24 protein-coding genes are annotated in these 25,596 nt (G+C 71.2%); 4 read left to right on the top strand and 20 right to left on the bottom strand.

The window, feature by feature from the left end:
- Positions 1 to 8: 8 nt before the first annotated feature.
- The 3 genes from ASE25_RS18585 to ASE25_RS18575 are packed head-to-tail and all read left to right on the top strand — an operon-like array spanning position 9 to position 3,106.
- Positions 9 to 803, top strand: coding sequence for a C40 family peptidase (locus ASE25_RS18585; RefSeq protein WP_056826975.1), 795 nt, complete (start codon positions 9 to 11; stop codon positions 801 to 803).
- Positions 800 to 1,675: a DMT family transporter gene (locus ASE25_RS18580; RefSeq protein WP_056826974.1), complete on the top strand. Its 876-nt coding sequence runs from the start codon at positions 800 to 802 to the stop codon at positions 1,673 to 1,675. The genes ASE25_RS18585 and ASE25_RS18580 overlap by 4 nt, the downstream gene beginning before the upstream one ends.
- Before the next feature lie 57 nt (positions 1,676 to 1,732).
- Positions 1,733 to 3,106 carry an MFS transporter gene (locus ASE25_RS18575; protein WP_082622983.1) on the top strand — a complete coding sequence of 458 codons (1,374 nt, stop codon included), beginning with the start codon at positions 1,733 to 1,735 and terminating at the stop codon, positions 3,104 to 3,106.
- 138 nt (positions 3,107 to 3,244) lie between these two features.
- Here the strand turns inward: ASE25_RS18575 and ASE25_RS18570 are convergent, their stop codons facing one another.
- Complete coding sequence (locus tag ASE25_RS18570) at positions 3,245 to 4,174, bottom strand: hypothetical protein (protein WP_056826973.1); 930 nt, start codon at positions 4,172 to 4,174, stop codon at positions 3,245 to 3,247.
- A gap of 257 nt (positions 4,175 to 4,431) precedes the next feature.
- Here ASE25_RS18570 and ASE25_RS18565 point away from each other — a divergent pair, with 257 nt between their 5' ends.
- Positions 4,432 to 4,869, top strand: coding sequence for a VOC family protein (locus ASE25_RS18565; RefSeq protein WP_056776679.1), 438 nt, complete (start codon positions 4,432 to 4,434; stop codon positions 4,867 to 4,869).
- 121 nt (positions 4,870 to 4,990) lie between these two features.
- Here ASE25_RS18565 and ASE25_RS18560 read toward each other — a convergent pair whose 3' ends face one another.
- The 19 genes from ASE25_RS18560 to ASE25_RS18470 form a co-directional block, all read right to left on the bottom strand.
- A complete protein-coding gene (locus ASE25_RS18560) occupies positions 4,991 to 6,106 on the bottom strand; it encodes a TerC family protein (RefSeq protein WP_056826972.1) in 1,116 nt (371 codons plus the stop codon).
- Positions 6,107 to 6,328: 222 nt separating this feature from the next.
- Positions 6,329 to 6,673 (bottom strand): MmcQ/YjbR family DNA-binding protein, encoded by a 345-nt coding sequence (locus tag ASE25_RS18555; RefSeq protein ID WP_056777727.1) that lies wholly within the window; start codon positions 6,671 to 6,673, stop codon positions 6,329 to 6,331.
- A 60-nt stretch (positions 6,674 to 6,733) separates the two neighbouring features.
- Positions 6,734 to 8,848 carry an excinuclease ABC subunit UvrB gene (gene uvrB / locus ASE25_RS18550; RefSeq protein ID WP_056826971.1) on the bottom strand — a complete coding sequence of 705 codons (2,115 nt, stop codon included), beginning with the start codon at positions 8,846 to 8,848 and terminating at the stop codon, positions 6,734 to 6,736.
- 40 nt (positions 8,849 to 8,888) lie between these two features.
- Positions 8,889 to 9,272: a YciI family protein gene (locus ASE25_RS18545; RefSeq protein WP_056776671.1), complete on the bottom strand. Its 384-nt coding sequence runs from the start codon at positions 9,270 to 9,272 to the stop codon at positions 8,889 to 8,891.
- Between the two features lie 77 nt (positions 9,273 to 9,349).
- Positions 9,350 to 10,399: a biotin/lipoate A/B protein ligase family protein gene (locus ASE25_RS18540; RefSeq protein WP_056826970.1), complete on the bottom strand. Its 1,050-nt coding sequence runs from the start codon at positions 10,397 to 10,399 to the stop codon at positions 9,350 to 9,352.
- 44 nt (positions 10,400 to 10,443) lie between these two features.
- Positions 10,444 to 11,652 (bottom strand): dephospho-CoA kinase, encoded by a 1,209-nt coding sequence (gene coaE / locus ASE25_RS18535; protein ID WP_056826969.1) that lies wholly within the window; start codon positions 11,650 to 11,652, stop codon positions 10,444 to 10,446.
- Between the two features lie 8 nt (positions 11,653 to 11,660).
- Positions 11,661 to 12,122, bottom strand: coding sequence for a PPOX class F420-dependent oxidoreductase (locus tag ASE25_RS18530; protein WP_056776663.1), 462 nt, complete (start codon positions 12,120 to 12,122; stop codon positions 11,661 to 11,663).
- A 2-nt stretch (positions 12,123 to 12,124) separates the two neighbouring features.
- Positions 12,125 to 12,787: a TetR/AcrR family transcriptional regulator gene (locus ASE25_RS18525; protein ID WP_082619829.1), complete on the bottom strand. Its 663-nt coding sequence runs from the start codon at positions 12,785 to 12,787 to the stop codon at positions 12,125 to 12,127.
- A gap of 249 nt (positions 12,788 to 13,036) precedes the next feature.
- Positions 13,037 to 13,918, bottom strand: a complete 882-nt coding sequence (locus tag ASE25_RS18520; protein ID WP_056826968.1) for a glycerophosphodiester phosphodiesterase family protein — start codon at positions 13,916 to 13,918, stop codon at positions 13,037 to 13,039.
- Positions 13,919 to 13,920: 2 nt separating this feature from the next.
- The gene (locus ASE25_RS18515; protein WP_056776657.1) at positions 13,921 to 15,036 is read right to left on the bottom strand and encodes an ABC transporter ATP-binding protein; all 1,116 of its coding nucleotides are present in this window, start codon (positions 15,034 to 15,036) and stop codon (positions 13,921 to 13,923) included.
- 155 nt (positions 15,037 to 15,191) lie between these two features.
- Positions 15,192 to 16,493, bottom strand: coding sequence for an ABC transporter substrate-binding protein (locus ASE25_RS18510; protein WP_056776653.1), 1,302 nt, complete (start codon positions 16,491 to 16,493; stop codon positions 15,192 to 15,194).
- Positions 16,494 to 16,561: 68 nt separating this feature from the next.
- The gene (locus tag ASE25_RS18505) at positions 16,562 to 17,494 is read right to left on the bottom strand and encodes a carbohydrate ABC transporter permease (protein WP_056826967.1); all 933 of its coding nucleotides are present in this window, start codon (positions 17,492 to 17,494) and stop codon (positions 16,562 to 16,564) included.
- Positions 17,491 to 18,441, bottom strand: a complete 951-nt coding sequence (locus ASE25_RS18500; protein WP_235508751.1) for a carbohydrate ABC transporter permease — start codon at positions 18,439 to 18,441, stop codon at positions 17,491 to 17,493. The genes ASE25_RS18505 and ASE25_RS18500 overlap by 4 nt, the downstream gene beginning before the upstream one ends.
- A gap of 58 nt (positions 18,442 to 18,499) precedes the next feature.
- Positions 18,500 to 19,558, bottom strand: coding sequence for an LLM class flavin-dependent oxidoreductase (locus ASE25_RS18495; RefSeq protein ID WP_056826965.1), 1,059 nt, complete (start codon positions 19,556 to 19,558; stop codon positions 18,500 to 18,502).
- Positions 19,555 to 20,325, bottom strand: coding sequence for a DUF1684 domain-containing protein (locus ASE25_RS18490; RefSeq protein ID WP_056826964.1), 771 nt, complete (start codon positions 20,323 to 20,325; stop codon positions 19,555 to 19,557). The genes ASE25_RS18495 and ASE25_RS18490 overlap by 4 nt, the downstream gene beginning before the upstream one ends.
- Complete coding sequence (locus ASE25_RS18485; RefSeq protein ID WP_056826963.1) at positions 20,322 to 21,458, bottom strand: LLM class flavin-dependent oxidoreductase; 1,137 nt, start codon at positions 21,456 to 21,458, stop codon at positions 20,322 to 20,324. Before ASE25_RS18485 ends, ASE25_RS18490 begins: the two co-directional genes overlap by 4 nt.
- A complete protein-coding gene (locus ASE25_RS18480; protein WP_056826962.1) occupies positions 21,448 to 23,388 on the bottom strand; it encodes an FAD/NAD(P)-binding domain-containing protein in 1,941 nt (646 codons plus the stop codon). Before ASE25_RS18480 ends, ASE25_RS18485 begins: the two co-directional genes overlap by 11 nt.
- On the bottom strand, positions 23,385 to 24,557 hold the full coding sequence (ssuE, locus tag ASE25_RS18475) for an NADPH-dependent FMN reductase (RefSeq protein WP_056826961.1): 1,173 nt from the start codon (positions 24,555 to 24,557) through the stop codon (positions 23,385 to 23,387). Before ssuE ends, ASE25_RS18480 begins: the two co-directional genes overlap by 4 nt.
- 9 nt (positions 24,558 to 24,566) lie before the next feature.
- Entirely contained in the window at positions 24,567 to 25,595 is a 1,029-nt protein-coding gene (locus tag ASE25_RS18470; RefSeq protein ID WP_056826960.1) for an ABC transporter substrate-binding protein, read from the bottom strand.
- Position 25,596 lies beyond the last annotated feature (1 nt).

Below are 25,596 nucleotides of genomic sequence, written 5' to 3'. Positions count from 1 at the left end.
TGACGGGCGTGAGCTCGTCCGTCGCCGTCCACGCCGTCACCGCCACCCATCTCGTCCGCGTCCCCGTGACGACGGTCTGGTCCAGCCCGGGGAGCCCGCGCCCCGTCGACGCGCCCGTCGTCGCCGACGAGCCCGATGCCGCGGCGTGGCTCGCCGCGCTCGACGCACGCCCCGCCGACGACGAGTCCGGCGACGGAAGGCTCGGCCTGCACGGCCGGGTCGAGTCGCAGCTGCTGGCCGGGGAGCCCGTCGTCGTGACCGAGACCACCGAGTCGGGCACGTGGTCCCACGTCGTGGCACCGTGGCAGCTCTCCCCCAAGGACGACCGCGGCTACCCGGGGTGGGTGCCCTCGGCGCACCTGACGCCGGCGGCCGAGACCCTCGTGGAGGGGCCGACGCCCGTCATCGACGCCTCCGCCGGGGCGGACCGTGACGACACGCACCCGTCCGTCGCCGAGGCCCGCCGCCACCTCGGGCTGCCCTACCTGTGGTCCGGTGTGTCCCCCCTCGGCTTCGACTGCTCTGGACTCGTGCTGCACACGTGGCGCCTCCTCGGGGTCGTCGTGGCCCGCGACGCGTACGCCCAGGCGGAGCTCGCGACGCCGGTCGAGGTCGACGCCGTGCAGGCGGGCGACCTCTACTTCTTCGCCCGGCCGGGCAGGCGGATCCACCACGTGGGCATCGTCGTGCGACCCGGGCGGATGGTCCACGCCTCGGAGACCGGAGGCGTGCTCGTCGAGGAGGACCTGCCCGCCGACCGCCTCGCCACCCTCGTCGCCGCCGGGCGCCTGCCGATGCCGTGAGCGTCGACCACCGCAGCGCTCCCCTGCTCGTCCTCGGCGGTGTCGTCTCCGTCCAGTTCGGTGGCGCCTTCGCCGCCACGCTCGTCCCCCGCATCGGGGCACCCGGCTCGGTGCTGCTTCGCCTCTTCTTCGCGATGGTCATCCTGTATGCCGTCGCGCGGCCTGCGTGGCGCGGTCGCAGCCGGTCCGACTGGGGCACCGTCGTGCTCTTCGGGCTGGCGCTCGCGGCGATGAACACCTCGTTCTACGCCTCCCTGGCCCACCTTCCCATCGGCGTGGCCGTGACGATCGAGTTCCTCGGCCCGCTGGGCCTCGCGGCCGCGCTGAGCCGTCGGCCGCGGGACGTCCTGGCGGTCGCCGCGGCAGCCCTCGGCGTCGTGCTCGTCTCCGGCGTGCTGCACACGTCGTGGGACCGGCTCGACCTCGTGGGCGTCGGTTTCGCGGCGCTCGCGGGCGTCTTCTGGGCGGCCTACATCGTCCTCAGCCAGCGCACCGGGAAGGCCTTCGGGGGGCTCGACGGGCTCGCCCTCGCCCTCATCGTGTCGACGGTCGCGGTCGCGCCGCTCGGGCTGACGTCGGTCGACCGCTGGACGCCGCGGGACGTCGCCCTCGGTCTCTGCATCGCCGTCCTGTCCTCCGTGCTGCCCTACTCCCTCGAGCTCGTCGCCCTGCGCCATCTCGCGCAACGGGTGTTCGGCATCCTGCTCAGCCTCGAGCCCGTCGTCGCAGCCCTCGCGGGGTTCGTCGTCCTCGACCAGGTGCTCGACCGAGGGCAGGTGGCCGGTATGGCGCTCGTCGTCCTCGCCAGCGTCATCGTCCTCGGCGCCCAGTCGCGTCCCGAGTCACCGGACGCCGCGATGGGCCCGGGCTGATGCGCCACGGCGCCTTCCGCTTGACCTCAAGTCCACGTGAGGTCCTACCGTCGCCGGATGACCTCGAGCACGATGCGCCCTGACACCGACGCGGCCGTCCCCGACGCAGGCGGCGGCATCCTGGCCCCCGCGCTGCGGGCCACGACCATCGGCGTCATCGCCCTCGTCTCCCTGCACGCCTTCGAGGCACTCGCCCTGACGACCGTCATGCCGACGATCGCCCGCGAGCTCGACGGCGCGTCCCTGTATGCCATGGCCTTCACGGCCACGCTCGCATCGGGGATCGTCAGCATCGTGTGGTCCGGCAACCTCGCCGACCGTCGCGGACCCCGGCCGCCCCTGCTCATCGGGCTGGTGCTCTTCGCCGCCGGTCTCGTCGTCGCGGGTCTGGCTCCGTCGATGGGACTGCTCGTGGCCGCCCGTGTCGTGCAGGGCCTCGGGGCAGGCATGACGAGCACCGCGCTCTACGTCCTCGTGACCCGGGTCTACCCGCAGCGGCTGCACACGGCGATCCTCGCCGGCTTCTCGGCCGCCTGGGTCGTGCCGTCGATCGCCGGCCCCTTCGTGGCCGGCCTCATCACCCAGACGATCGGCTGGCGCTGGGTCTTCGGGCTGGCCCTCGTCGTCCTCGTCGTGGCAGCCGTGCTGCTCGGCCGCATCATCACGGGACTGCGGCAGGACGTCGTCGACGTGCCGTGGCGGTGGCGGTCGATCGCCGCGTCGGTCGTGCTCGCCGTCGCCGTGCTCGGTCTCAACGCGGTCGCCGACCGGATCGACCCGTGGGGCATCACCCTGGCCGTGATCGCCCTCGTCGTCGTGGGCCTCACCCTGCTGCCGCTCACGCCGCGCGGGACGTTGCGGGCCGCCCGGGGGCTGCCGACCGATGTCGCGCTGCGTGCCCTCGCCTTCGCCGCGTTCAGCGGCGCCGAGGTCTACCTGCCGCGCCTGCTGACCGAACGCGACGGCCTCAGCCCCAGCCTCGCCGGCGTCGCCCTCACCGTCACGGGTGTCACGTGGTTCGCCGGGTCGTGGGTCCAGGGCCGGTGGGACCGCCATTTCGAGATCGGTCGCACGGCAGCCGTCTCCCTCGCCGCGATCGCCCTCGCCCTCCTCGCCCTCGCTGGTGCCGTGGCGCTCGACGCGCCGACGTGGGTCGTCATCGCGCTCTTCCCCGTCGTCGGCCTCGGGATCGGGACCCTCTACCCACGCGTGACGGCCCAGGCTCTCTCGCGCGCCGGGTCCACCGAGCAGGGTTTCGTCAGCTCGGCCCTGCAGATCGGCGACTCGTCGGGGGCCGCGACGGCGATCGCCCTCTCGGCCATCGTCTTCGCCGGGGCCGGCTCGGCCGTCCCCGGGGCGTATGCCGCCGTCTTCGCCGTCATGGCCGTCCCCGCCCTGCTCGGCTGGGTCGTCGCCCACCGCGTCCGCTGACGACTCCGGGCTGTCGGGGCTGTCGGAGCGGTCGGAGCGGTCGGACGGCTGTCGTCCTTGGCGGCCTCGGCCGACTCTGGAACCGGCGCCTCCCCCCTGTCACACGTGCGGACGGCGACAGGGGGGACGCGCCGCAGGTCAGAGGATGTAGCCGCTGGAGGCACTCCAGATGGCGTGGGTGCGGCAGTTGGAGTCGGCGTACTCCTTGGACGTCGACTCGAAGACGGAGTAGAGACGGTTGACCGAGGAGCCCGCCGACTGCGGCGCCCAGACGATCCCTTCCATCATCGGCAGCGTGTTGTGGCTCGTGCGCGCACCCGTCGACCGCACCTGCGTCGTGACCTTGCTCAGGTTGTCCCGACCCCACGAGCGGCTGAAGACGAATCGGCTGCTCGTGACCTGCACGCCCTGGACGATGGTCGGGGTGGAGTAGGACGCGTTGGGGGTCAGCGTCACGACGCCCGCGGCGGACGTCGGGTAGCGACGCATGACGTTGTTGTAGAAGTCGCCGACGAAGAGAGAGCCACCGTCGTAGTCGACGTACGACGCCCGCGTCAGGCTGTTCAAGGTGTATCGCGCGGCGTAGCCGACGGCCTTGCGCGTGCCGGCGGGCACGGCACGGATGCGGTCGATCGGGATGCGGTAGATCCGCGCACCGCCGACGCTGTCGGCGACGTAGAGGTTGCCGCGCCCGATCGTGAGACCGCCTGCATGTCCCGTCTTGGGAACGCCGCTCAGCTCGATGGTCTTGGCCCACGCGGACGTCGAGCGCTTGTAGACGACGACGCGCGGCACCTCGGCGGCGTCACGGTGGTACATCGAGACGTACAGGTAGTCGCCGGCGGAGTCGTACGTCATCCCCTGCGGCACCCAGTTGGTGTCCTTGTAGGCGCCGAGCGTGTGGCCCGACCAGTTGTCGAACGCGTTGAGCTGCGGGTCGGCGCAGCTGCTGACCTTGGCGAAGCCGACCGGGTCGGCAGCCGTGGCCGGCGATGCGGCGACGACGCCGAGCGTCGATGCGAGCGTCAGCGCGAGCCCAGCGGCGGCGGTGCGCAGTCGTGTCCTCATGAGGTTCCCCTGTCGTCGTCGGAGGACCTCTTCCCCCGATGCTCGGACCCTACCCGCGGCCAACGCCCACGGGCGGGAACGTCAGGAGGCAATCCCGGGAGCGGTGGTCACGGACGGTGGTCCGCGTGCTGGACCTCCTCCGGCGGCAGGCTGCGTCCGGCCCGCTCGGCTGCCGAGGAACGCAGGAGCCGCGTCGATCTCGACATCGTCGGGCTCGGCGCGACGATCGCGACAGCGCGCCTCGGTACCGTCGCATCATGCCCATCAAGCTCGAGAACGTCGGCATCGCGGTGGACGACCTGGAGGCGGCGATCGCCTTCTTCACCGACCTCGGACTGACGGTGGTCGGTCGGGACACGGTCAGCGGCGAGTGGACCGACACCGCCGTGGGACTCGATGGCAACCACGCCAGGATCGCCATGCTCCAGACGCCGGACGGGCATGGTCGCCTCGAGCTCTTCGAGTACATCCACCCCATCGCCATCGCGACGACGCCCACCCTGCCCAACGAGATCGGGATGCACCGGGTCGCCTTCTCGGTCGACGACATCGACGAGGCTCTCGCGATTGCTGCACGGCACGGGTGCCATCCGCTGCGCGGCGTGGCGACCTACGAGGACGTCTACACGCTGACCTACGTCCGCGGACCCAGCGGCATCATCGTCATGCTGGCCCAGGAGCTCAAGGGCACGTGATGCCAGCGTCCTTCCCGTCGACGCAGGGGCGCTGCCAATGCCCGACGGAGGAGGCGTCCGGGCGCCCCGACGTGACGCGCCCGCCGGCCGGGTGGTCGACGGCGCGTCGTGACGGCATACGTCAGCGCTGGTCGTGCCTGGCGCGGGGAGTGGTCATGCCTTCCTCGGCCGGGCGCCCGGCGGAGGCGTCCCGGGCCACGTCGGGAGCCTCGGTGTCGCCCTCCGCGACCCCGTCGACGGCGGCAGTGCCGTTCGCGGCCTCGAGCTTCGCGTCCCGGCTGGACTTCCAGAGGCTCGCGACGGTGGTGACGCCGAGGATCAGGACGATCGCACCGAGCGAGACGATGATCGGGATGTCGGGGACGCTCTCGATCGGCTGGCCGCCGTTGATGAACGGCAAATTGTTCTCGTGCATCGCGTGCATGACGAGCTTGACGCCGATGAAGGCGAGCAGGACCGCGAGGCCGATGCTGAGGTAGACGAGCTTCTTGAGCAGGCCGCCGATGAGGAAGTAGAGCTGACGCAGTCCCATCAGGGCGAAGATGTTGGCCGTCAGGACGAGGTACGGCTCGTTGGTCAGGCCGTAGATCGCCGGGATCGAGTCGAGTGCGAAGAGCAGGTCGGTCGTACCCAGGGCCAGGATGACGATGAGCATCGGGGTGATGAGGCGCTTGCCGTTCTCGATCACCGTCAGGCTCGTGCCGTGCCACTCCTTGGTCGCCGGGAAGCGCTTCTCGACCCAGAGCAGGAAGCGGTTCTCGTGGTACTCGTCGTCGTCGCTCTCCCCGCCGGTCGCGAGCTTGATCGCCGTGTAGACGAGGAAGGCGCCGAAGATGTAGAAGACCCACGCGTACGCGTTGATGACGACGGCGCCGAGCCCGATGAAGATGCCGCGCAGGATGATCGCGATGACGATTCCGACCATGAGCGCCGACTGCTGGAGCTTCTTCGGCACCTTGAAGCTGCCCATGATGAGCAGGAAGACGAAGAGGTTGTCGACGGACAACGAGTACTCGGTGAGCCAACCGGCGTAGAACTCCCCGGCGTACTGCCCGCCCCACTCGAACCAGATGAAGAGTCCGAAGAGCACGGCGAGGGCGACGAAGAAGGCCAGGTGCCTGCCGGCCTCGGCCATCGACGGGACGTGGGGTCGTCGTGCGATGACGAAGACGTCGACGGCGAGGAACACGGTCATCAGACCGATGGTGAGGAACCAACCCCACACGGGAACGTTCATGGGCACAACCTTCCGGTCACCAGAGCAGTAACCGGAGGTCTCTCCCGCCCGGCGTGGTGCCGGACCGACGGGACCGGGAGCGGCGGTGAGACCCACTCCGTGATGACGAGCCCGTCGTGTCGGGGATACTCCCCTCCGTGAACGCCTGAGTCTTTCACTCCGAGCGGCGCTCCTCAAATCGGTCCGCCCCGTGAGCACGACGGGTGGCGGGTCGCATGGCGCTCAGCCGACCGTCCCGGGGCGCCTGCCGCGCGGCAGGCCCGAGACGACGATCTCGTAGGAGGTCTCGATCGCCTCGAGGAGCTCGTCGGGGTCGATCGCCCCCGTCGTGCGCAGGGTGTTCCATCCGTGCCGGCCGATGTAGGCCATGACCGAGGCGTCGTCGGGGTAGCGGAGCAGCCACTCGTCGGCCTCGGTGCGGCTGCGGGCGCTCTTGACCCCGATCGAGTCGTCGCCGAGGAAGACGAAGATCTTGTCGCCGACCTTGGCGACGGTGTCGCCGTCCCACGGCGAGTCCTCCCACGCCCCGGGCAGCGCGAGGGCGGCCGCGCGGAGCCGTGCCGCCACGCCGGGACCCTGGGTCACCACGGGGCCGTCACCGAGCCGTCACCGAGCCATCACGGGACATCACCGCGTCGCGGCACTCATCTGCCGCAGCTCCTTCTTGAGGTCGCCGATCTCGTCGCGCAGGCGCGCGGCGAGCTCGAAGTGCAGCTCGGTCGCCGCCTGGTGCATCTGGGTCGTGAGCTCCTGGATGAGCCCGGCGAGGTCGGCCGCCGCCATGTCGGCCGGGCGGTTGGTCGTGCCACCGGCGGACACCCCGACGTCGGCGGCCATGGCGCCACGACCGGCGCCGCTCTTGCCGCGGGACTGCATGCGCCCGGAGCCGAGCAGCTCCTGCGTGTCGGCGTCCTCACGCTCGAGCAGGTCGGTGATGTCGGCGATCTTCTTGCGCAGCGGCGTCGGGTCGATGCCGTGCTCGGTGTTGTAGGCGATCTGCTTCTCGCGGCGCCGGTTGGTCTCGTCGAGGGCCTGCTCCATCGACGGAGTGATCTTGTCGGCATACATGTGCACCTGGCCGGACACGTTTCGGGCCGCGCGTCCGATCGTCTGGATGAGGGACCGGGCCGAGCGGAGGAAGCCCTCCTTGTCCGCGTCGAGGATCGAGACGAGCGAGACCTCGGGCAGGTCGAGGCCCTCGCGGAGCAGGTTGATGCCGACGAGGACGTCGAAGACGCCGCTGCGCAGCTCGCGGAGCAGCTCGACCCGCCGCAGCGTGTCGATGTCGCTGTGGAGGTAGCGGACCCGGATGCCCTTGTCGAGGAGGTAGTCGGTGAGGTCCTCGGCCATCTTCTTCGTCAGGGTCGTGACGAGGACGCGCTCGTTGCGCTTGGTGCGCTCCTGGATCTCGTGCATGAGGTCGTCGATCTGGCCCTTGGTCGGCTTGAGCACGACCTGGGGGTCGATGAGACCGGTGGGTCGGATGATCTGCTCGACCGGCGGTCCGGACTTGGCCAGCTCGTACTCCCCCGGTGTCGCCGAGAGGTAGACCGTCTGCCCGATGCGCTCGAGGAACTCCTCCCACTTCAGCGGCCGGTTGTCCATGGCGCTCGGGAGACGGAAGCCGTGCTCGACGAGCATCCGCTTGCGGGACATGTCGCCTTCGTACATCGCGCCGATCTGCGGCACCGTCTGGTGCGACTCGTCGAGGACGAGGAGGAAGTCCTCCGGGAAGTAGTCGATGAGGCAGTTCGGGGCCGAGCCGGACGTGCGGCCGTCGATGTGGCGGCTGTAGTTCTCGATGCCGTTGCAGAAGCCGACCTGCCGCATCATCTCGAGGTCGTAGGTCGTGCGCATGCGCAGGCGCTGGGCCTCGAGGAGCTTGCCCTGCTTCTCGAAGAGGGCCAGCTGGTCCTCGAGCTCGAGCTCGATGCCGCGGATCGCCCGCTCCATCCGCTCGGGGCCGGCGACGTAGTGCGACGCCGGGAAGACGTACATCTCCTGCTCCTCGTTGACGACCTCGCCGGTCACGGGGTGCAGGGTGTAGATGCGCTCGATCTCGTCGCCGAAGAACTCGATGCGGATCGCGAGCTCCTCGTAGACGGGGATGATCTCGACGGTGTCGCCCCTGACGCGGAAGGTGCCGCGGGTGAAGGCGAGGTCGTTGCGGGTGTACTGCATCTCGACGAAGCGCCGGAGCAGGTCGTCGCGCACGACCTCCTGGCCGACCTTGAGCCGGGCCATCCGGTCGACGTACTCCTGGGGCGTGCCGAGGCCGTAGATGCACGACACCGAGGCGACGACGATGACGTCACGCCGGGTCAGCAGCGAGTTGGTCGCCGAGTGCCGCAGCCGCTCGACCTCGTCGTTGACCGAGCTGTCCTTCTCGATGTAGGTGTCCGTCTGCGGGATGTACGCCTCGGGCTGGTAGTAGTCGTAATAGCTGACGAAGTACTCGACGGCGTTGTTGGGCAGCAGCTCGCGGAACTCGTTGGCCAGCTGCGCGGCGAGCGTCTTGTTGGGCGCCATGACGAGGGTCGGCCGCTGGACCTGCTCGATGAGCCAGGCCGTCGTCGCCGACTTGCCGGTGCCGGTGGCACCGAGCAGCACGGTGTCGGTGTCGCCGGCCCGGACGCGCTTCGCGAGCTCGGCGATCGCCGTGGGCTGGTCACCGCTCGGGGTGTACTCGGAGATCACCTCGAAGGGTGCCACCGTGCGCTGGAGGTCGGTCGTGGGACGCATGGCTCAACCGTACGTCGCACGACCGACAGCGCCCACTCGCCTACTCCTCCCAGACGTAGGCGGGGCGGAGCTCGACGGTGTCGCCCGGCCCCGCGAAGTTCACGGCGAGCTCCTCCGCGCGCTCCCGGGACGCCACGTCGAGCAGGAAGAAGCCCGCGAGGTGCTCCTTGCTCTCGGCGTACGGCCCGTCCGTCGAGACGGTCCCACTCTCCGACCAGCGGTAGATCCGTGCCGAGGCGGGGGCGCCGAGCGCCTCACCGCCCTTGAGCTCTCCGCTCTTCGACAGCTCCTCGAGCATCGCGTCGAAGGCCGCACCACCGGCGTCGCGCTCCTCCTGCGGGCGGGCGAGCGCCTCGGGCATGAAGGCACCCGTCGGGTGGCCCCAGGGCTGCGGGTTGGAGTGGATGAGGATGACGTACTTCATGGGATGTCCCTTCGGTTCGCGGGCGGCCAGTCTGCCGCCTCGGGAGGGACGTCGGAGCGGACACGCCGGTCTCGACATCACGGGACGCGGTGGGTCCACCCCGGGGTCGCGAACTTCTCGTCGACGAGACGCTGGGCCTCGGCGAGCTCGGCGTCGGTGTAGTCGGAGACCGTCGTCCGGTAGCGCCGGGCGAACGACGCCGCGAACGACTCGAGGATCGCGTCCCGCGTCATCCCGGTCTGCGAGCGCATCGGGTCGACGCGCTTGTTGGCCGACTTCGTGCCCTTGTCGCTCATCTTCTCGCGGCCGATCCGCAGCACCTCGAGCATCTTGTCCGCGTCGATGTCGTAGGCCATCGTCACGTGGTGCAGGACCGCGCCCGACGCGAAGCGCTTCTGCGCGGCGCCGCCGATCTTGCCGTGGTCGCTCGCGATGTCGTTGAGCGGCACGAAGTGGGCCGTCACGCCGACGTCGGCGAGTGCCTCGATGACCCACTCGTCGAGGAAGGAGTAGGACCGCTCGAAGCTCAGTCCCTCGACGAGGGAGGTGGGCACGACGAGCGAGTACGTGATGGTGTTGCCGGGCTCCATGAACATGGCGCCGCCCCCGGAGACGCGCCGCACGACGTCGATGCCGTGGCGTTCGGCCCCGTCGGGGTCGACCTCGTTGCGGACCGACTGGAACGAGCCGATGACGACGAGTGGGCTGTCCCAGTCCCAGAAGCGCAGCGTCGGCGGCCGCTCCCCCGCCGCGACCTCGCGGGCGATGACCTCGTCGAGCGCGACGTGCAGCGCTGGGTCGAGCACGCGCGCCGGGATGACGTCGAAGGCGTGGTCGTCCCACCCCGTCGCCTTGCCGAGGGCACGGCGGATCGCGATGCCGATCGACTCGGCCGTGAAGCCGATGAGCGACACGTCGGCGGCGAGGGCGCCCGTGACGGCGCCGGCCAGCTGCTCGACACCGGCGTCCACGGACATGCCCGTCAGCGCTGCGTTGATGTCGCCGAGCGCCTCGTCGGGCTCGAGGAAGAAGTCGCCGGACACGCTCACCCGGGCGAGTCTGCCGTCCACCTCCTCGAGGTCGACCGCCACGAGCTTTCCACCGGGGACCTTGTACTCACCACGCATGTCACGCTCAACACCGAGCGCCCCCTGCGTATGCCGGGTGCTCCCTACCGCGGCTGCCAGCCGGTGCGCTCGGCCCAGTCCGTCGCGCGCTGCCACGCGCCCTCGAACCACGCCTCCTTGGCCACGACGTAGTCCGAGGTGGCCTCGTGCAGGCCGAGCAGCCGGTGCTTCTCCGTGGCATACGCGTCCCGCTCGGCGGGCTCGTGGCGCAGCCAGTCGCGGAACAGGAGCGCGAATCGCCAGCCCACGGAGCCGTGCTCGCGCACGTGGACGTGGACGTGGCTGCCCGGGTCGCAGCCGCCGAGGAAACGCTTGGTCCATGCGGCCGGGTCGGACCCGACCGGGTGGGGCGTGTCGCTGTGGATGCCGTGGGAGAAGACGTAGCCGGCGTCCCGGAGCGCCCGCAGCACATCGTCCCGGTCGGCGTCGGAGAGGTGGCGTAGCCCGACCTGGACGTCGATGACGTCCTTGGCGAGGAGTCCCTGCACGGACGTGGAGCCGATGTGCGACACCTCGGTGGCGACGCCGGTGGGCGCGAGCGCCGCGGCGAGACGGGCGACGACCCGCTCGGCGCGTGGCTCCCAGTCCGCGCGGGGGTCGACGACGCACTCGCGCGCGAGGTCCGGCCGGCGTGACCGGGTGCCGGTCACGAGGTTGCCCTCGTAGGGCACGAGCCGCTCGTGCCAGAGGGCGTCCACGGCGCGCGCGAGGTCGTCGGGCGTGCCGGAGTTGTCGAGCACGACGTCGGCGACCGCACGGCGCTGGGCGTCGGTCGCCTGGGCGGCGATGCGGTGCCGGGCGTCCGTCTCGTCCAGGCCACGCTCTCCGACGAGCCGGCGCACCCGCGTCTCGACGTCGGTCTCGACGACGACGGTGAGGTGCTCGTGCACCCAGAGCCCGCGCTCGACGAGGAGGGGCATGTCGTAGACGGAGACGGTGTCGTCAGGAGCGGCGGCCCGACGTTCTGCGACGCGGGCCGCGATCGCGGGTCCGGTGATGGCGTCGAGCGCGTCGAGGGCCTCGCGGTCGGGGAAGACGATCGCGGCCAGGGCAGCCCGGTCGAGGCTCCCGTCGTCACGGACGACCGCGTCCCCGAAGCGCGCCCAGATCCGTTGCAGGGTGGGCTCCCCCGGCTCGACGACCTCGCGGGCGACCGCGTCCGCGTCGATGACGTGGGCGCCCAGCTCGGCCAGCCGTCGCGACACCGTGGACTTGCCCGACCCGATCCCTCCGGTGACTCCGACGCGCAGCACGGGCGACCTCAGGCGAGGCGGGCGGGGAAGCCGCCCTTGGCGACCGGACCCCATCGGGTGGGCGTGACACGAAGCAGGGACTTGCCCTGGTCGCGCATCGCCTGGCGGTACTCGTCCCAGTCGGGGTGCTCGCCCGAGATGGCGCGGAAGTAGTCGACGAGGGGCTCGACGGAGTCCGGCAGGTCGATGACCTCGCAGTCGCCGTCGACCTGCACCCACTCGCCGCCGAAGTCGTCGGACAGGACGAGGACGCTGACCTGCGGTCGGCGTCGGGCGTTCGTCGTCTTGGCGCGCTCGGGGTAGGTCGAGATGACGATGCGTCCCTGCTCGTCGACGCCGCCCGTGACCGGCGAGGCCTGCGGTCGCCCGTCGGCGCGTTGCGTCATGAGCACCATCGAGTGGCGCGGACGGACGAAGTCGAGCATCGCGTCGCGGTCGACCTCGGTGTTGCTCGCGATCTGGCGGGGCATCGTCAGTCCTCCTGCTCGGCGCTGCTGGCGCGGTCGAAGATCGCGACGACCGCCTCGGCCAGCCAGGCGGCATACATCGCGTGGGTCCACCCGCAGCGTCGCACGAAACGGTCGTAGATCTCCGGCGAGGTCACGGTCCAGACGATGTCGATGAAACGCTCGCGGTCGAGCTGCGGCGGCAGCCCGTGGGCCGCCTCGAGGGCGTTGAGGGCGTTCGTGTTGCCGGCCCGACGCTCGCGGTCGATCGTCGCGACGAAGTCCTGCAAGCCCGTGTCGCCGCCGGCGCCCTGGGCCAGGAGCACGCCGAGAAGCGGTCCGACCCGCTCGTAGATCGTCGCGCACAACGCGGCGTAGGCCCGGACGAAGCCCTCGCGGTCGGGGGCCGTCGACATGGCGCGGAACTCCGGCCGGTCCTGCATCGCGACGGGCGCGTCGTCACCGACGAGGAGCACGTCGTAGACCGCCTTGACGACGGCCGCCTTGCCGCCGATGGCGTTGTAGACGGTCTGCGCGCTGACCCCGGCGTTCGCGGCGAGCGCGCTCACCGACATGGCGTGGTAGCCGTCGCGCAGGAGCATCTCGCCCGCGGCCTCGATGATCCGGCGCCGGGTGGCCAGGGCTGCTTCCGCACGCGAGCTGTTGTCGTACGCCCGGTCTGTTGACATCGGAGCCCTTCGAACGCATCATGAGTTCGCTGGAACGGCGTTCTAGCGAATGGGTGGGGTCCAGGGGTCCCCACCCAGCTGCTGCACCGGACGGTGACAGCGTCGACATCGGCGCCTGTCGACCGCACGAGTGTGCCACGGGCGCCACGGCTCCCGCCCCGGAGGGGCACCGGAGGGGGAGCGAGGGGCCGGACCACGGGGTCCGGCCCCTCGCTACGGCACGTGGCCGGGCCGCGTCGGCCCACCCGGTCAGGCAGGCGTCGGCGCCAGCACGGAGACGGCGCGGTCGGGGTAGTCCGACACGAGGCCGTCGACTCCCGCCTCGACGAGCTCGACCATCCGCGCCGGCTCGTTGACCGTCCACGGCAGCACGGCGAGTCCGGCGGCGTGCGCGCGCTGGACGAAGTCCGCGTCGACGAGCACGTGCTCGGGCGAGATGACGCCCGCCCCGACGGCGGCGGCACCGGCACACACGTCGTCGTGCGACTCCCCCACGCTGACGCTGCCCGTCCACGGGCTGCCCGGGACCCACGTCACCGAGGCCTCGACGAGGGCTGAGCGGATGACGTCGGGCGCGAGCTCTGCCGAGAGCTCGAGCACGGCCCAGTCGAACGAGTGCATGAAGCACTGCCGTTCGAGGCCGGCCTCGTGGACGCTCGCCAGGACCCCCTCGAGGAGTCGACGCCGTCCGGCGGACTCCCCCGGGTCGAGCGGGTTGACCTTGAGCTCGATGGTCCACCACACGTCGGGCGCGCGCTCGATCCCGTGGGCGAGCACCTCGTCCAACGTCGAGATGCGGGCGCCCGGCGACGGTCGCTGCTCCGGGAAGCCGGCGAGCGTCTGGCTGCCGACGTCCACCGTGCGCAGCTGCTCGAGGGTCAGCTCGGCGACCCGGGCGCCGACGAGGTCCGGACCGGTCGGCCGGCACTTGGGCGGCAGCAGCACCGGGTCGTGCCAGACGACGACCTCGCCGTCGGCGGTGAGCCGGACATCGAGCTCGACGCCGGTCACCCCGGCGTCGTAGGCAGCGGCGAAGCTGGCCAGCGTGTTCTCGACGACGAGCCCCTTGGCGCCGCGATGCCCCTCGACGTCGAAGCGGCCCGAGGCCCAGGGACCGGGGCCAGACGCCATGCTCAGGCCTCGATCCGCTCGCCGGAGGCAGCATCGAAGAGGTGGACCTCGCCACGGTTGGGCTCGACGTGCACGGTGTCACCGACCGTCAGGTGGGTGCGCTTGTCGAGGCGGACGGTGACGCGGTCGGCGCCCTCGTCGGCGCCGACCGGGCGGCCGTAGACGAACGACTCCGAGCCCAGCGACTCGACGAGCTCGACGGTGAGCCCGAGGGCGGACGGGTCGGCCCCGTCCCGGCTTCCGCCGGCGGGCGTCTCCACGACGTGCCACGACTCCGGGCGCAGCCCGACGACGACCTTCTCCCCCGCGCGACCGGCGACCGCACGGTCCAGGGGCACCGGGACGCCGTGGACCCGCGCCACGCCCTCGCGCACCTCGGACTCGACGAGCGTGATGGCCGGCGAGCCGATGAAGGCCGCGACGAAGGTGTTGACCGGGTGGTCGTAGAGCCGCTCCGGCGTGTCGACCTGCTGGAGCTTCCCGTCGCGCAGCACCGCGACCCGATGGCCCATCGTCATCGCCTCGACCTGGTCGTGGGTGACGTAGACCGTCGTGATGCCGAGCCTTCGCTGCAGACCCGCGATCTGCGAGCGGGTGGAGACGCGCAGCTTGGCGTCGAGGTTGGACAGCGGCTCGTCCATGCAGAAGACCTTGGGGTTGCGCACGATCGCGCGTCCCATGGCGACGCGCTGGCGCTGACCGCCCGACATCTGGCCGGGCTTGCGGTCGAGGAGCGGCTCGAGCTCGAGGATCTTCGCGGCCTCGGCGACCCGCTGCCTCGTCTCGGCCTTGCTCACCTTCGCGTTGTCGAGGGCGAAGGCCATGTTCTGCGCGGCCGACATGTTCGGGTAGAGCGCGTAGCTCTGGAAGACCATGGCGATGTCCCGGTCACGCGGGCGCACCCCCTTCTGGTCGTGACCGTCGACGAGGATGCGCCCGCCGTCGACCGGCTCGAGACCCGCGAGCATCCGCAGGGTCGTCGACTTGCCGCAGCCCGAGGGGCCGACGAGGACGAGGAACTCACCGTCGGCGATGTCGAGCGTGATGCCGTCGACCGCCGGGGCGGCGTCGTCCTTGGAGAACCGACGAGTCGCCTCGTCGAAGTACACGGTTGCCATCGGTGGCCTCTCGGGTCGTTCTGGTTCGGGGTCCGGAGCCGGGGACGTGGGAGGGCGCGAGCGTGCTCGCCACCTCCCACGTCACTCCGGATCCGTCCGGCAGGTCCGTGCGGGGCCTGCCGGACGGCATACGACCGGGGTGGTGCGGCAGCGCGTCAGGCGCCGAGCTTGCTCTTGATCTGCGAGTCGAAGACCTGCTGGCTCTCGGCGTCGAGGCCCTTGAAGACCGTCGCGACGTCCTGGCCCTGGACGATCTGGTCGAGGCCCTTGCCGATCCGGGCGCCACCGCCGGGCAGCAGCACGCGGACGTTGTCCTGCGACCGCGTCTTGGGCAGCTGCTCGATCGCCGTCTTGGCGTTGGGGTTCTTCTCGAGGAACGCCTTCTCCTCCGGCAGGTCCACGGCCGACTTGCGCACGGGCATGTAGCCGGTGGCCTGCGTGAAGGTGACGGTGTTCTGGGCGTTGGTGAGGAACTCGATGAACTTCAGCGCGTTCTTCTTGCGGTCGTCGGAGATGTTGGCCGGGATGCCGACGCCTGCACCGCCCGTCGGGCAGTTGCCGTCACCGGGCAGGAACGCCGTGCCCACCGAGAACTTCGCGTCCTTGGACACGCCGCCGAGCGAACCGGTCGACATCATGCTGCAGCCGACGATGCCGGCCGTGAAGTCGGGAGCGGGGTCCTTGGACAGCTTGAGGTAGCCGTCCTTGGCGAGGTTCTGCAGGTAGGTGCCGGCCTTGACCGTGTTGGGGTCCGAGAAGGTCGGCGTCCACTCCTTCGAGTAGGCACCGCCGTAGCCCCACACGATGTTCTGGAAGACCCAGTCGAGGTAGTTCGAGCCGTCGGGCAGCTCCATGACGATCTTGTCCGAGCCGGCGGCCGCCTTGAGCTTCGGTGCCCACGTGAGGAACTCGTCCCAGTCCTTCGGGCCGCGGTCCTCGAGACCGGCCGCCTTCCAGAGGTCCTTGTTGTAGTAGAAGAGCGGGGTCGACCGGGAGAACGGCAGCGCGTAGTGCTTGTCGTCGAGGTTGTAGTCGTTGTAGAGCGCGTCGACGTAGTCGCTCGTCTCGATCTTGGCCGTCGAGAGCAGCTCGTCGAGCGGGCTCAGCTGCTTGTTGAGCGCGAAGTTGAACCACGTGACGTCCGAGACGACGACGACGTCGGGCAGCGAGCCGCCGGCGAGCGAGGCGTTGAACTTCTGCGCGACCTCCTCGTAGTTCTTGCCGGCGTCGACGAGCTTGACCTTGAGGCCCGAGTTGGCCGCCTCGAAGGCCTTGATGATCTCCTGCTCGACCGGCTTGCTGTTGCCCGGGTGGTTGCTCCAGAACTCGATGGTGTTGCTCGAGCCGCCACCGCCGCCCGTCGTCGGGGACGTGCCGGTGCCCGCGCAGGCCGCGAGACCGGCGACGCCGGCCGCGCCGGCGAGGCCGAGGAAGCCTCGACGTGAGAACTCGTTCATGGATGGTGCCTTTCCCTGTGGTGGTGGGTGGGGTCGTGGGGATGGATCGGTATGCGGCAGAGCCGGGTTCAGCTCTTCACGGCCCCCGCCGTGAGGCCCTTGATCATCTGTCGCTGGAGGAAGAGGAAGAGGACGAGGATCGGCAGCATGGCCAGGACGGTGCCCGCCATGACCGGCCCCCAGTTCGTGACGCCGTCGTTGTTCTGGAGGAACGTCAGGCCGACCGGCAACGGCGCCGTCGTCTCGTCGTCGGACATGAGGAACGGCCAGAGGTACTCGTTCCACTCGTTGACCACGGTGATGAGCGCGAAGGCCACGAGGGTCGGCCACGACATCGGCATGACGACGCGCCACAGCAGCTTCATCGGTCCCGCGCCGTCGAGGCGCGCGGCCTCGATGATCTCGCCGGGCAGGCTGAGGAACTGGTTGCGCATGAGGAAGGTGCCGAAGGCGACGCCCGCGAGCGGGATGATGATGCCCTGGAAGGTGTTGCGCCAGCCGAGCTGCGCCACGAGGGCGTAGTTGCTGATCACGGTGATCTGGTTGGGCACCATGAGTGCTGCGATGACGACGAGGAAGACGACCGAGCGTCCCGGGAAGCGCAGCAGCGACAGGGCGTACGCGCTGATGACGCCGAGCACGATCTTGGCGACCGAGGTCGCCGACGTGATGATGACCGAGTTGCGGACGTAGTCGAAGAACGGGATGCGGGTCGTCAGCTCGCTGTAGTTCTGGCCCGTCACCGGGTCCGGCCACCACTGGGCCGGCCGGACGTAGATGTCACCGCGCTCCTTGAACGAGGTGAGCAGGATCCAGAAGAGCGGGACGGCGATGACGAGGACGACGAGGACCATGCCGGCGTAGCCCGCTGCGGTCCACATCGGTCCGCGGTGGTGCGCCGAGGCCTCGACCTGGTGCGACGTGCGTCGCCGCCGTCGCTGCCCGCCGGTCGGCGGGACCTGCTCGTCGTCGCGGGTCCCGACGATGGTGGACGTGCTCATGCCTGCTTCCCCCTGTCCATGAAGCGCACCTGGACCACCGTGACGGCGAGCAGGATGACGAACATGACGGTGGCGACGGTGGCGCCGTAGCCGGCGCGCTGGTTGACGAACGTCTCCTGGTAGACCTGGTAGACGAGGGTGGTCGTGCCGTTGCCCTGCGGGCCGCCCCGGGTCATGACGTTGATGATGTCGAAGACCTGGACCGAGCTGAGCAGCACCGTGATCGACAGGAAGAACGTCGTCGGGCGCAGCTGGGGCATGAGGACGCGTCGGAAACGGGTCCACGCAGTGGCGCCGTCGATCTCGGCCGCCTCGTCGAGGTCGGCGCGCCGCCCCTGCAGGGCGGCGAGGTAGATGACGAAGGTGTAGCCGAGGTTCTTCCAGATGTAGGTGACGGTCACCATGAAGAGCGCCCAGCCGGGCTGCTGGTAGAAGTCGGGCGAGGCGACACCGATCCGCGCGAGCAGGTCGCGGACGAGGCCGAACTGCGGGTCGAAGACGAACTGGAAGGCGATGCCGATCGCGGCGCCCGAGATGACGAACGGCGCGAAGACGACCGAGCGGACGATGTTGCGCCCCTTGAGCTTCTGGTCGAGCAGCAGGGCGAGGCCGAGCCCGACCGCCATGGAGATGCCGACGGTGGCGACGGTGAAGACGAGGGTGTTGCGCAGGATGATCTTCGTGTCGTCACGCCCGAACCACTCGATGTAGTTCGACAGGCCCACGGGGTTGGCGATGGGCGAGGAGATGTTCCAGTCGGTGAACGACAGCCTGATGTTGTCGAGCAGCGGGCGGTACGTGAAGACGATGAGCAGCACGAGGTTGGGCAGCAGCAGGAGCGCCGCGAGCGACCACTCCCAGGCCCGCCCGCTCGACCGTCGCGGGGGTGGACCCACCTCGGGCGGGGGTCCCCCGGACCCGGGCGTGGCGCTCTGGGGTTGGGTCACCGATGACTGCACCCGGCAAACCTAGCCGCGCAGGTGCACCGATTGCGGCTTTGGTGCGTCAGGCATTCAACGCGTGTCTGAACTCCTGTCGCGACGGGTGCTCGCGTCGCACGACCGGGGCCACGTCCGCGAAGAACCGCTCGACGCTGCGCCGGGTCACGCTCTCCGGCAGGCCCGGCACGTCGAGCGAGACACCGGAGAGCTCATGGCCGAAGGCCTCCCGGTAGCGCCCGATCTTGTCGACGACCTCGGCCGGCGAGCCGATCAACGCGGAGCTGTCGCGGGCGTACTCCTCCAGCGTCGAGAAGGGCAGGCGGTTGTGCACGGCACCCGGCGAGCGCCGGAACGCCTCGAACGCCGGCTCGTAGAGGCGCAGCGCCTCCTGTGTCGTGTCGGCGACGAGGAGCCCGAGGAATCCGGCACCGACGACCGCGTCGGCCGGGTCGTGGCCGTGCACCTCCCACCGCTCGCGGTAGTGCCGCACGAGGGCGGCGTAGGTCTCCAAGGGGTGGAAGCCGTTGGCGGAGAAGAGCGGGTCGCCCCAGCGCGCGGCGAGCTCGGTCGACTCGGTCGAGCTCGCCGAGCCGTGCCAGACGGGGATGGGCTGCTGGAGCGGCCGCGGCTGGGTCGTCGCGTCGACGAGTGGGGGACGGAAGCGTCCCGACCACGTGACCCGGTCCTCGCGCCACAGCCGTCGCAACAGCTCGTACTTCTCGGCGTTGCGCTCCCACTGGCCGTCGAGGTCGTAGCCGAAGAGGGCGTTCTGGTCGGGGTCGTTGCCCTTGCCGATGACGACGTCGAGCCGCCCACCGCTCAGGTGGTCGAGCGTCGCGTAGTCCTCGGCGACGCGGACGGGGTCGAGGAGCGAGAGCACCGTCACGGTCGTCATGAGTCGGATGCGGGACGTCCGCGCCGCGACGTGCGCGAGGACGACGGGCGGCGAGGACGAGACGAAGCGCTGGGCGTGCCGCTCCCCCACCCCGAACGCGTCGAAGCCGAGCTCCTCGGCCCACTCGGCCTGGCGCGCGACGTGCTCGAAGGCCTCCGTCTGGGAGCGGGCGACCCCGGTGACGGGGTCGGAGCTCGTGTCGAGCAACGTGTACGTGCAGAACCTCATGCCGGCCGCTTCTCACCCGCTGTGACGGGCACGGCGATCCGGTTGCCCGTGACCGGCCCCGGACACGTGCCGTACGCCGTGAAGGCGAAGGGGAGGTTGACGGCCCGGTTGAAGTCGACGACGACGTTGCCGTCGGGGTCCGGGGACGACGTCGTGACGGTGCGCCAGGGCGCCGAGAGCGAGCCGTTCGTCGTGTCGTGGAAGAGGAGTCCGAGGCCCTCTCCGGCGCCGACCGCGCTGAGCCGGTGGCGCACGCCGTCGATGTCGACGTCGACGGTGCCGACGACCGTGGAGTGCTGGACGAGGTCGTCACGGGCGGTGCGCACCTCCACCCGTGCCGGGGGGTCGGCGGCCGTGAACCGTCCGGGGCGCACCCAGTCCGGATCGTGCTCCCACGTCGGCACACCGGCGAAGTCCCGGCGCGTCGTGGCCCGCGGATCCCGGGTGCGCACCGCGAGCCGCCCGCCCCTCCGGAGCAGCTCGACGACGCGCTCGCCGTGCTGCACCCAGAGCCGCGACCCTGCCTCCTCGACGTCCGTCGTGGCCCGCCCGGCGACGGGCTCGCCGTCGACGCGCAGCCCCTCGCTCGCGGTCGCCTCGACGTGGGCAGCGGAGGCGTCCGTCCACCAGAGGCCGGGGAGACCGGGCAGGCTCGTCGGCCGGTCCGGCAGCCACGCGAAGCCGGTCAGCGAGAGCCAGCCGTGCTCTTGGGCGAGGTCGCCCTCGCGAGCGGCGCGCCACGCGAGCCACTCGTCCCGGGCGCTCACGCGACGGCCTCGTGGTCGGCAGGCGTCGTCGCGGCGGTCGCTGCCTCCCGACGCGCGACCTCCTCGCGCACGAGCGGGATGACGTGCCGCCCGACGTCCACGGCATCGTCGTAGAGGTGGTAGCCGCGGGCGGAGAAGATCCGCGCGCCGAGGTCGTAGTAGTCGAGCAGCGCCGCGGCAACGGTCTCGGGCGTGCCGACGAGGGCCGTGGAGTTGCCGCCGCCAGCGGTCGCGGCAGACGTCGCGGTCCAGAGGGCGCGGTCGTGGCGCTCCCCCGCCTCCGCGGCCGCGAGCAGCCGCTGCGCGCCGGCGTTCTCGGGCCGGGACCCGCTGCGGCGCAGTCGGCCCCGCGAGACGGAGGCTCCTTCGGCCTGGAGCGCGTGGATGTCGCCGAGCGTGCGCTCGGCCTTCTCCCAGGCCAGCTCGTCCGTGGCACCGAGGATCGGTCGGAATGCGACCTGGATCGTCGGGAGCGCGCGCCCGGCGGCAGCGGCAGCGGCGCGGATCGTCTCGATCTGCTCCGCCGTCCCGGCGAGCGGCTCGCCCCAGAGGGCGAAGACGTCCGCCTCCTGCGCACCGACGGCGTATGCCGCCGGGCTCGACCCGCCGAACGAGATCCGTGGGCGCGGGGTCTGGAGCGGCTTGATGTCCGCGAGGAAGTTCTCGAACCGGTAGTGCTCGCCGTCGAAGTCGAACGGCTCGTCGCTCGTCCACGCCTGCTTGAGGATCCGGATGAACTCCCGGGTGCGGGCGTAGCGGGCGTCCTTGTCGAGGTGGTCACCCTCGGCGGACTGGTCCGCCGTGCTGCCGCCGGTGATGACGTGGACCTCGAACCGACCGTTGCTGATGTGGTCGAGCGTGGCGAAGGTCTTGGCCGTCAGGGTCGGGTAGGCAGTGTTGGGTCGGTGCGCGACGACGAGGTTGAGCCGCTCGGTGTGGGCCGCGACGTGCGCGGCGACCTGGGCGGGGTCGGGAGATCCGGAGTGGTAGGCGAAGAGGACGCGGTCCCACCCGTTGTCCTCGTGGGCTCGGGCGAGCTTGACGGCATACGGAAGGTCGAGGGCGCCGGCGCTGCGGGCTCTCGTCTCCGTGCCGTCGTGGTTGGCGGCGATGCCGAGGAACTCAACTGGCATGGCGGTGGTCCTTGTCTCTCGTGGTGGGAACGGGATGCGGGGTGAGTCGGAGGCGGGCGGTGGCTCGGTCGCTCACGGCGACGGTGAGCAGGTCCCGGGCGACGGCGTCGTTCTGGCGGAAGCCGGGGCCGTTGAAGCGGGGCCGGGAGAAGCCTCCGGCGCCGGCGGAGCCCGAGACGGCGGGCCCGAGGAGGTACCGGCGTGGGTGCACGGTGCCGTCGGCGCGGACGGCGCGCGCCCGGGCGTCGGCGACGAGCTGCCCCGCGCCGAGGGCTGTTCCGTCGGCGGCCGTGACGGGTCGCGAGCGCAGCTCGCCCCCGGCCAGCAGGCCTGCGACGAGGGGGTCGGTCACGAGGGCGCTGTCGGGGCGGGGCAGCCGTGCGTCCACGGCGGCCCGCGCCCGCACCACGCGCTCTCCGGACCTCCCGACGAAGGCACCCTCCTCGATCGTGAGCTCGAGGTCGGGGCCGAGGAAGCGGACGACGCCGGCCCGGTGCAGCGCGAGCAGCTCGGCGAGGCGGCGAGGCGGCGGACCGCTCGCGAGGAACGAGAAGAGCCCGTGGAAGTGGCCCTCGACGTGGCGCACCCGGTCCTCGTCGAGGAGGCGACCCGACACGACGAGCTCCGCCAGGGCGGCATACACCCCGAGCAGCGTGTCGAAGACGGCGCGGTCGCTCGATCGCGACGCGTCGGCGCGCCGGACGACGTCGCGGCGGATGTGCTCGGCGACGACGCGCTCGACGTCGGCGGCCCGCGTGGCCTGGTCGATGACAGCACGGAGGGGGCGGTCGATCCGCTCGATGTCGAAGACGTCCTCGGGGTCTGCGAGGTGCGTCAGGGCGACGGCCGTGAGCTCACCGCTGGTGACGTCGGCCGTGACCAGGGCGCGCTCGAGCCCGTCGAAGGTGCCCCGTGTGCGCTCGGGATGGGCCTCGAAGAGCCGGCGGTAGTGCGCCACCGCGAGCTCGAGCACGACGAGGGGCCAGACCTGGGTGCGGTAGTCGAGGGCCGCCGTGCCCGCACCGAGGGCCGTGAGGCGCTCACGGGTCAGGTGTCGCAAGGGCGCCGGTCCGGAGGCGGCCGCTCGCACCTCGTAGCCGAGCTTGCCGTGGTACGGCACGCCACGACGGGACCCGACGTGCAGGACCGGCTCCCGTCCGCTCGGGTGGTAGGTCAGCTGCGTGCCCTCGCCGGTGAAGGTGCCGCCGCGGCCCTCGCCGAGGAGGACGACGAGGTCGATGAAGGCCAGACCCATGCCGCGGACGACGACGGGCTCGCCCGGGCGCAGGCCCTCGAGCTCGAGGTCGGCCGTGTGACCCGGCGGGACGTAGGTGAGCCCCCGTGACGCGGCGTCGTCGAGCAGCCGCTGCTCGTCCGGTGCGGGCGCCTGGTCGAGATAGCCCTGGGCGAGCACGACGATGTCGCCCTCGAGCACCGCACCACGAGCGAGGGTGACCTGCTGGTGTCCACCCTCGGCGCCGGTCCCGTGCAGCTCGACAGCCCGGTCCGCATGGGCGTGGACGGTGACGTGCTCCGGCAGGGTCGAGACGACTCGTCGCCATGCCCACTCGAGGTAGTCGGCCTGGACGACGCGCGGCGCGAAGTCACGCGCCGACAGGGCCCCGGCGGCTGCGCTCGCGTCGGGGCCGGCCGCCCACTCGGCGAGGGACGGCCCGGGCACGACCGGGCCCTCGCACGTGACGGACGCGTCGGTGAAGACCGTGACGTCCTGCGCCTCGGAGTTCATCCAGAGCAGGGGCGACTGCGCCGACCGCCAGATGCGGCCGCCGCCGGGCGGGTGCGGGTCGACGACGTGCACCTGCACCCGCTCCCTCGGGCTGCCCACCACGCGGGCATTGGCGCCGATGCGCTCGACGAGGCCGAGCGCCCGTGGTCCGGCGCCCACGACGACGATCCGTCGGTCGGTCACGCCGCGCCCCAGTCCCGGTAGGAGCGCAGACCCGCGGCCGCCCCGGCCGCCCCGGCCGCCCCGTCGGGCGCGGTCGGCGCGGCGCTGCCGACGCTCGCCGGGCCCGGTCCGCCTGCGGCTGAGGCGGATCGGACGGTGCCGGCCGGCAGCTCCTTGTCGAAGGCGTGCGGGCCGATCGACTCCGGGTCGGCGTGCAGGTCAAAGGCCGGCAGGTAGCCGGCAGCGAGGTAGAGGGCACGGGCCTCCGGCTGGCGCGGACCCGTGGTGAGGTGGATCCTCCGGTAGCCCAGACCCGCCGCGGCCTTCTCGAGCTCGAGAAGGACGCGGCGGGCGAGCCCCTGCCGCCGGAACTGGGAGTTGGTCCAGACCCGCTTCACCTCGGCCGTGGTGTCGTCGTAGCGGCGGATCGCACCGCCGGCGATCGTCTGCCCGCCACGCAGGATGACGACGAAGGCCCCGTGGGGTCCCTCGAAGTCGCTGACCGGGACCTCCGTCAGCTGCGTGTGCGGCGTCGAGAGGCCGTAGCGCGTGCCGTACTCGACGACGAGGTCCTCGAGCAGCGGGGCCGCGACGTCGTCGTGAGGGGACACCCGCAGCACGACGTCGTCGTCGAGGGCGGGCACCTCGTCGCGTCGGTGACGTGCGACGTGCGACAGGAACGACTCCGTCACCTGGTGCAGGGCTCGGGAGGCGGCCTCCGAGAGCAGCACGCCCCCGTCGGCGGGAAAGACCTGCACGTCGGAGGCGAGCACGAACCAGCCCTGGGTGACGTGCTCGGCGCCGAGCGAGACGAGGACCGGCCGAAGCGCGTAGTCGACCGCGAGCACGTGGGCCGCGCTGCCGCCGGTGGCGACGGGGAGCACCGACTTGCCGCGCAACGCGTACTGCGGGAGCACGTCGAGCAGCGTCTTGAGCAGCCCGGTGTAGGCCGCCTTGTAGACGGGGGTCGTGACGACGACCGCGTCGGCCGCCTCGATCTGCGCCACGACGGCGGCGATCTGCGGATCAGCCACGTCGGCGCGCAGCAGCGCCTCGGCGGGCAGGTCACGGATGACGACACGCTGGACGTCGTGGCCGCGGACCGTGAGACGGCGTTCGATGTGGCCGAGGACGGCATCCGTGCGGGACGCCGCGGACGGGCTCGAGGCGAGGGTGACGATGGTGGCCATGTCAGTCCCTCACTGGTCCGAGGTCTCGGTCGGCTTGGGCAGCCCTGCCGGGTTGACCTCGGAGGCCGGCACCGCCTCGGCGGTGAGGCCCCAGCGGGCGAGGACCTTGCCGTAGCTGCCGTCCGCGATGGCTGCGTTGATGGCGTCCGAGATGGGCGTGGCCAGGCCGTTGCCCTTCTTCGTCAGGACCCCGACCTTCCCGGGGATCGGGAAGCTCGACGACACGGTGCCGACGATCTGCGTCTTGCCGGCCGTGACGACGTGGTACGTCGCGGTGGGGTTCGGGCCGAGGTAGAGGTCGATGCGTCCGGAGTCGAGGGCGAGGTAGTACTCCGTCGTGCCCTGGTAGTAGACGAGCTCAGCGGGGGGCCGTCCGGCCTTCTCGTTCTCCTCGTTCCAGCGCAGCAGGATCGCCTCCTGCAGGGTGCCCGACCCGACGGCCACCTTCTGGCCCGAGACGTCGGCAGGCCCCCGCACCGGCGTCGAGCCCTTCCTGGCCTCGAACGCGTGCAGCCCGAGACGGTACGTCGCGAAGTCGTACTTCTCCTTGCGCTCCTCCGAGACGCCGACGTTGGAGATCGCGACCTGGTACTTGCCCGAGTCGATGCCGATGAAGAGGTTCTCCCAGCTCGTCGTCTGCACGTCGGGCTTGAGGCCGAGGATGTCCGCGACGAGGTGGGCCACGTCGACCTCCACCCCGATCGGGGTCTTGTTGTCGTCGGCCGTGAACGCCAGAGGAGGTATGCCGCCGCCCGCGCCGCCGCTGCCGATGACCAGGGTGCCCCTGGCCCTGACGTCGGCCGGCAGGGTCGCCGCGATCTGCGGGTGCAGGGTGCCCTCCGGGCGCTTCGCGCCGGCCGAGGTGTCGAAGGAGACCGGGAGGACCTTCGAGTCGCCGAGAGCCTTGGGGTCCACCTGCGTCGTCCCGGTGCTGACCGGGTCGGCGCAGGCTCCGAGCACACCGACCGTCGACAGGACGGCGGCCGCGACGACAAGCGCACGGCGACGAGCAGGCGCGTGGGTCTTGCTGTGGTGCATG

Source organism: Terrabacter sp. Root85 (assembly GCF_001429185.1).
Classification (GTDB): domain Bacteria; phylum Actinomycetota; class Actinomycetes; order Actinomycetales; family Dermatophilaceae; genus Terrabacter.
The sequence above is the reverse complement of the archived record's forward strand: the minus strand, read 5'-3'. Positions and strand labels throughout refer to the sequence as shown.

Coding starts and splice junctions, on each gene's coding strand:
- ASE25_RS18575 (WP_082622983.1), top strand. CDS start 1,733: ATGACCTCGAGCACGATGCGCCCTGACACCGACGCGGCCGTCCCCGAC.
- ASE25_RS18570 (WP_056826973.1), bottom strand. CDS start 4,174: ATGAGGACACGACTGCGCACCGCCGCCGCTGGGCTCGCGCTGACGCTC.
- ASE25_RS18565 (WP_056776679.1), top strand. CDS start 4,432: ATGCCCATCAAGCTCGAGAACGTCGGCATCGCGGTGGACGACCTGGAG.
- ASE25_RS18560 (WP_056826972.1), bottom strand. CDS start 6,106: ATGAACGTTCCCGTGTGGGGTTGGTTCCTCACCATCGGTCTGATGACC.
- uvrB (WP_056826971.1), bottom strand. CDS start 8,848: ATGCGTCCCACGACCGACCTCCAGCGCACGGTGGCACCCTTCGAGGTG.
- ASE25_RS18545 (WP_056776671.1), bottom strand. CDS start 9,272: ATGAAGTACGTCATCCTCATCCACTCCAACCCGCAGCCCTGGGGCCAC.
- ASE25_RS18540 (WP_056826970.1), bottom strand. CDS start 10,399: ATGCGTGGTGAGTACAAGGTCCCCGGTGGAAAGCTCGTGGCGGTCGAC.
- ASE25_RS18530 (WP_056776663.1), bottom strand. CDS start 12,122: ATGCCCCGCCAGATCGCGAGCAACACCGAGGTCGACCGCGACGCGATG.
- ASE25_RS18525 (WP_082619829.1), bottom strand. CDS start 12,787: ATGTCAACAGACCGGGCGTACGACAACAGCTCGCGTGCGGAAGCAGCC.
- ASE25_RS18520 (WP_056826968.1), bottom strand. CDS start 13,918: ATGGCGTCTGGCCCCGGTCCCTGGGCCTCGGGCCGCTTCGACGTCGAG.
- ASE25_RS18515 (WP_056776657.1), bottom strand. CDS start 15,036: ATGGCAACCGTGTACTTCGACGAGGCGACTCGTCGGTTCTCCAAGGAC.
- ASE25_RS18510 (WP_056776653.1), bottom strand. CDS start 16,493: ATGAACGAGTTCTCACGTCGAGGCTTCCTCGGCCTCGCCGGCGCGGCC.
- ASE25_RS18505 (WP_056826967.1), bottom strand. CDS start 17,494: ATGAGCACGTCCACCATCGTCGGGACCCGCGACGACGAGCAGGTCCCG.
- ASE25_RS18495 (WP_056826965.1), bottom strand. CDS start 19,558: ATGAGGTTCTGCACGTACACGTTGCTCGACACGAGCTCCGACCCCGTC.
- ASE25_RS18485 (WP_056826963.1), bottom strand. CDS start 21,458: ATGCCAGTTGAGTTCCTCGGCATCGCCGCCAACCACGACGGCACGGAG.
- ssuE (WP_056826961.1), bottom strand. CDS start 24,557: ATGGCCACCATCGTCACCCTCGCCTCGAGCCCGTCCGCGGCGTCCCGC.
- ASE25_RS18470 (WP_056826960.1), bottom strand. CDS start 25,595: ATGCACCACAGCAAGACCCACGCGCCTGCTCGTCGCCGTGCGCTTGTC.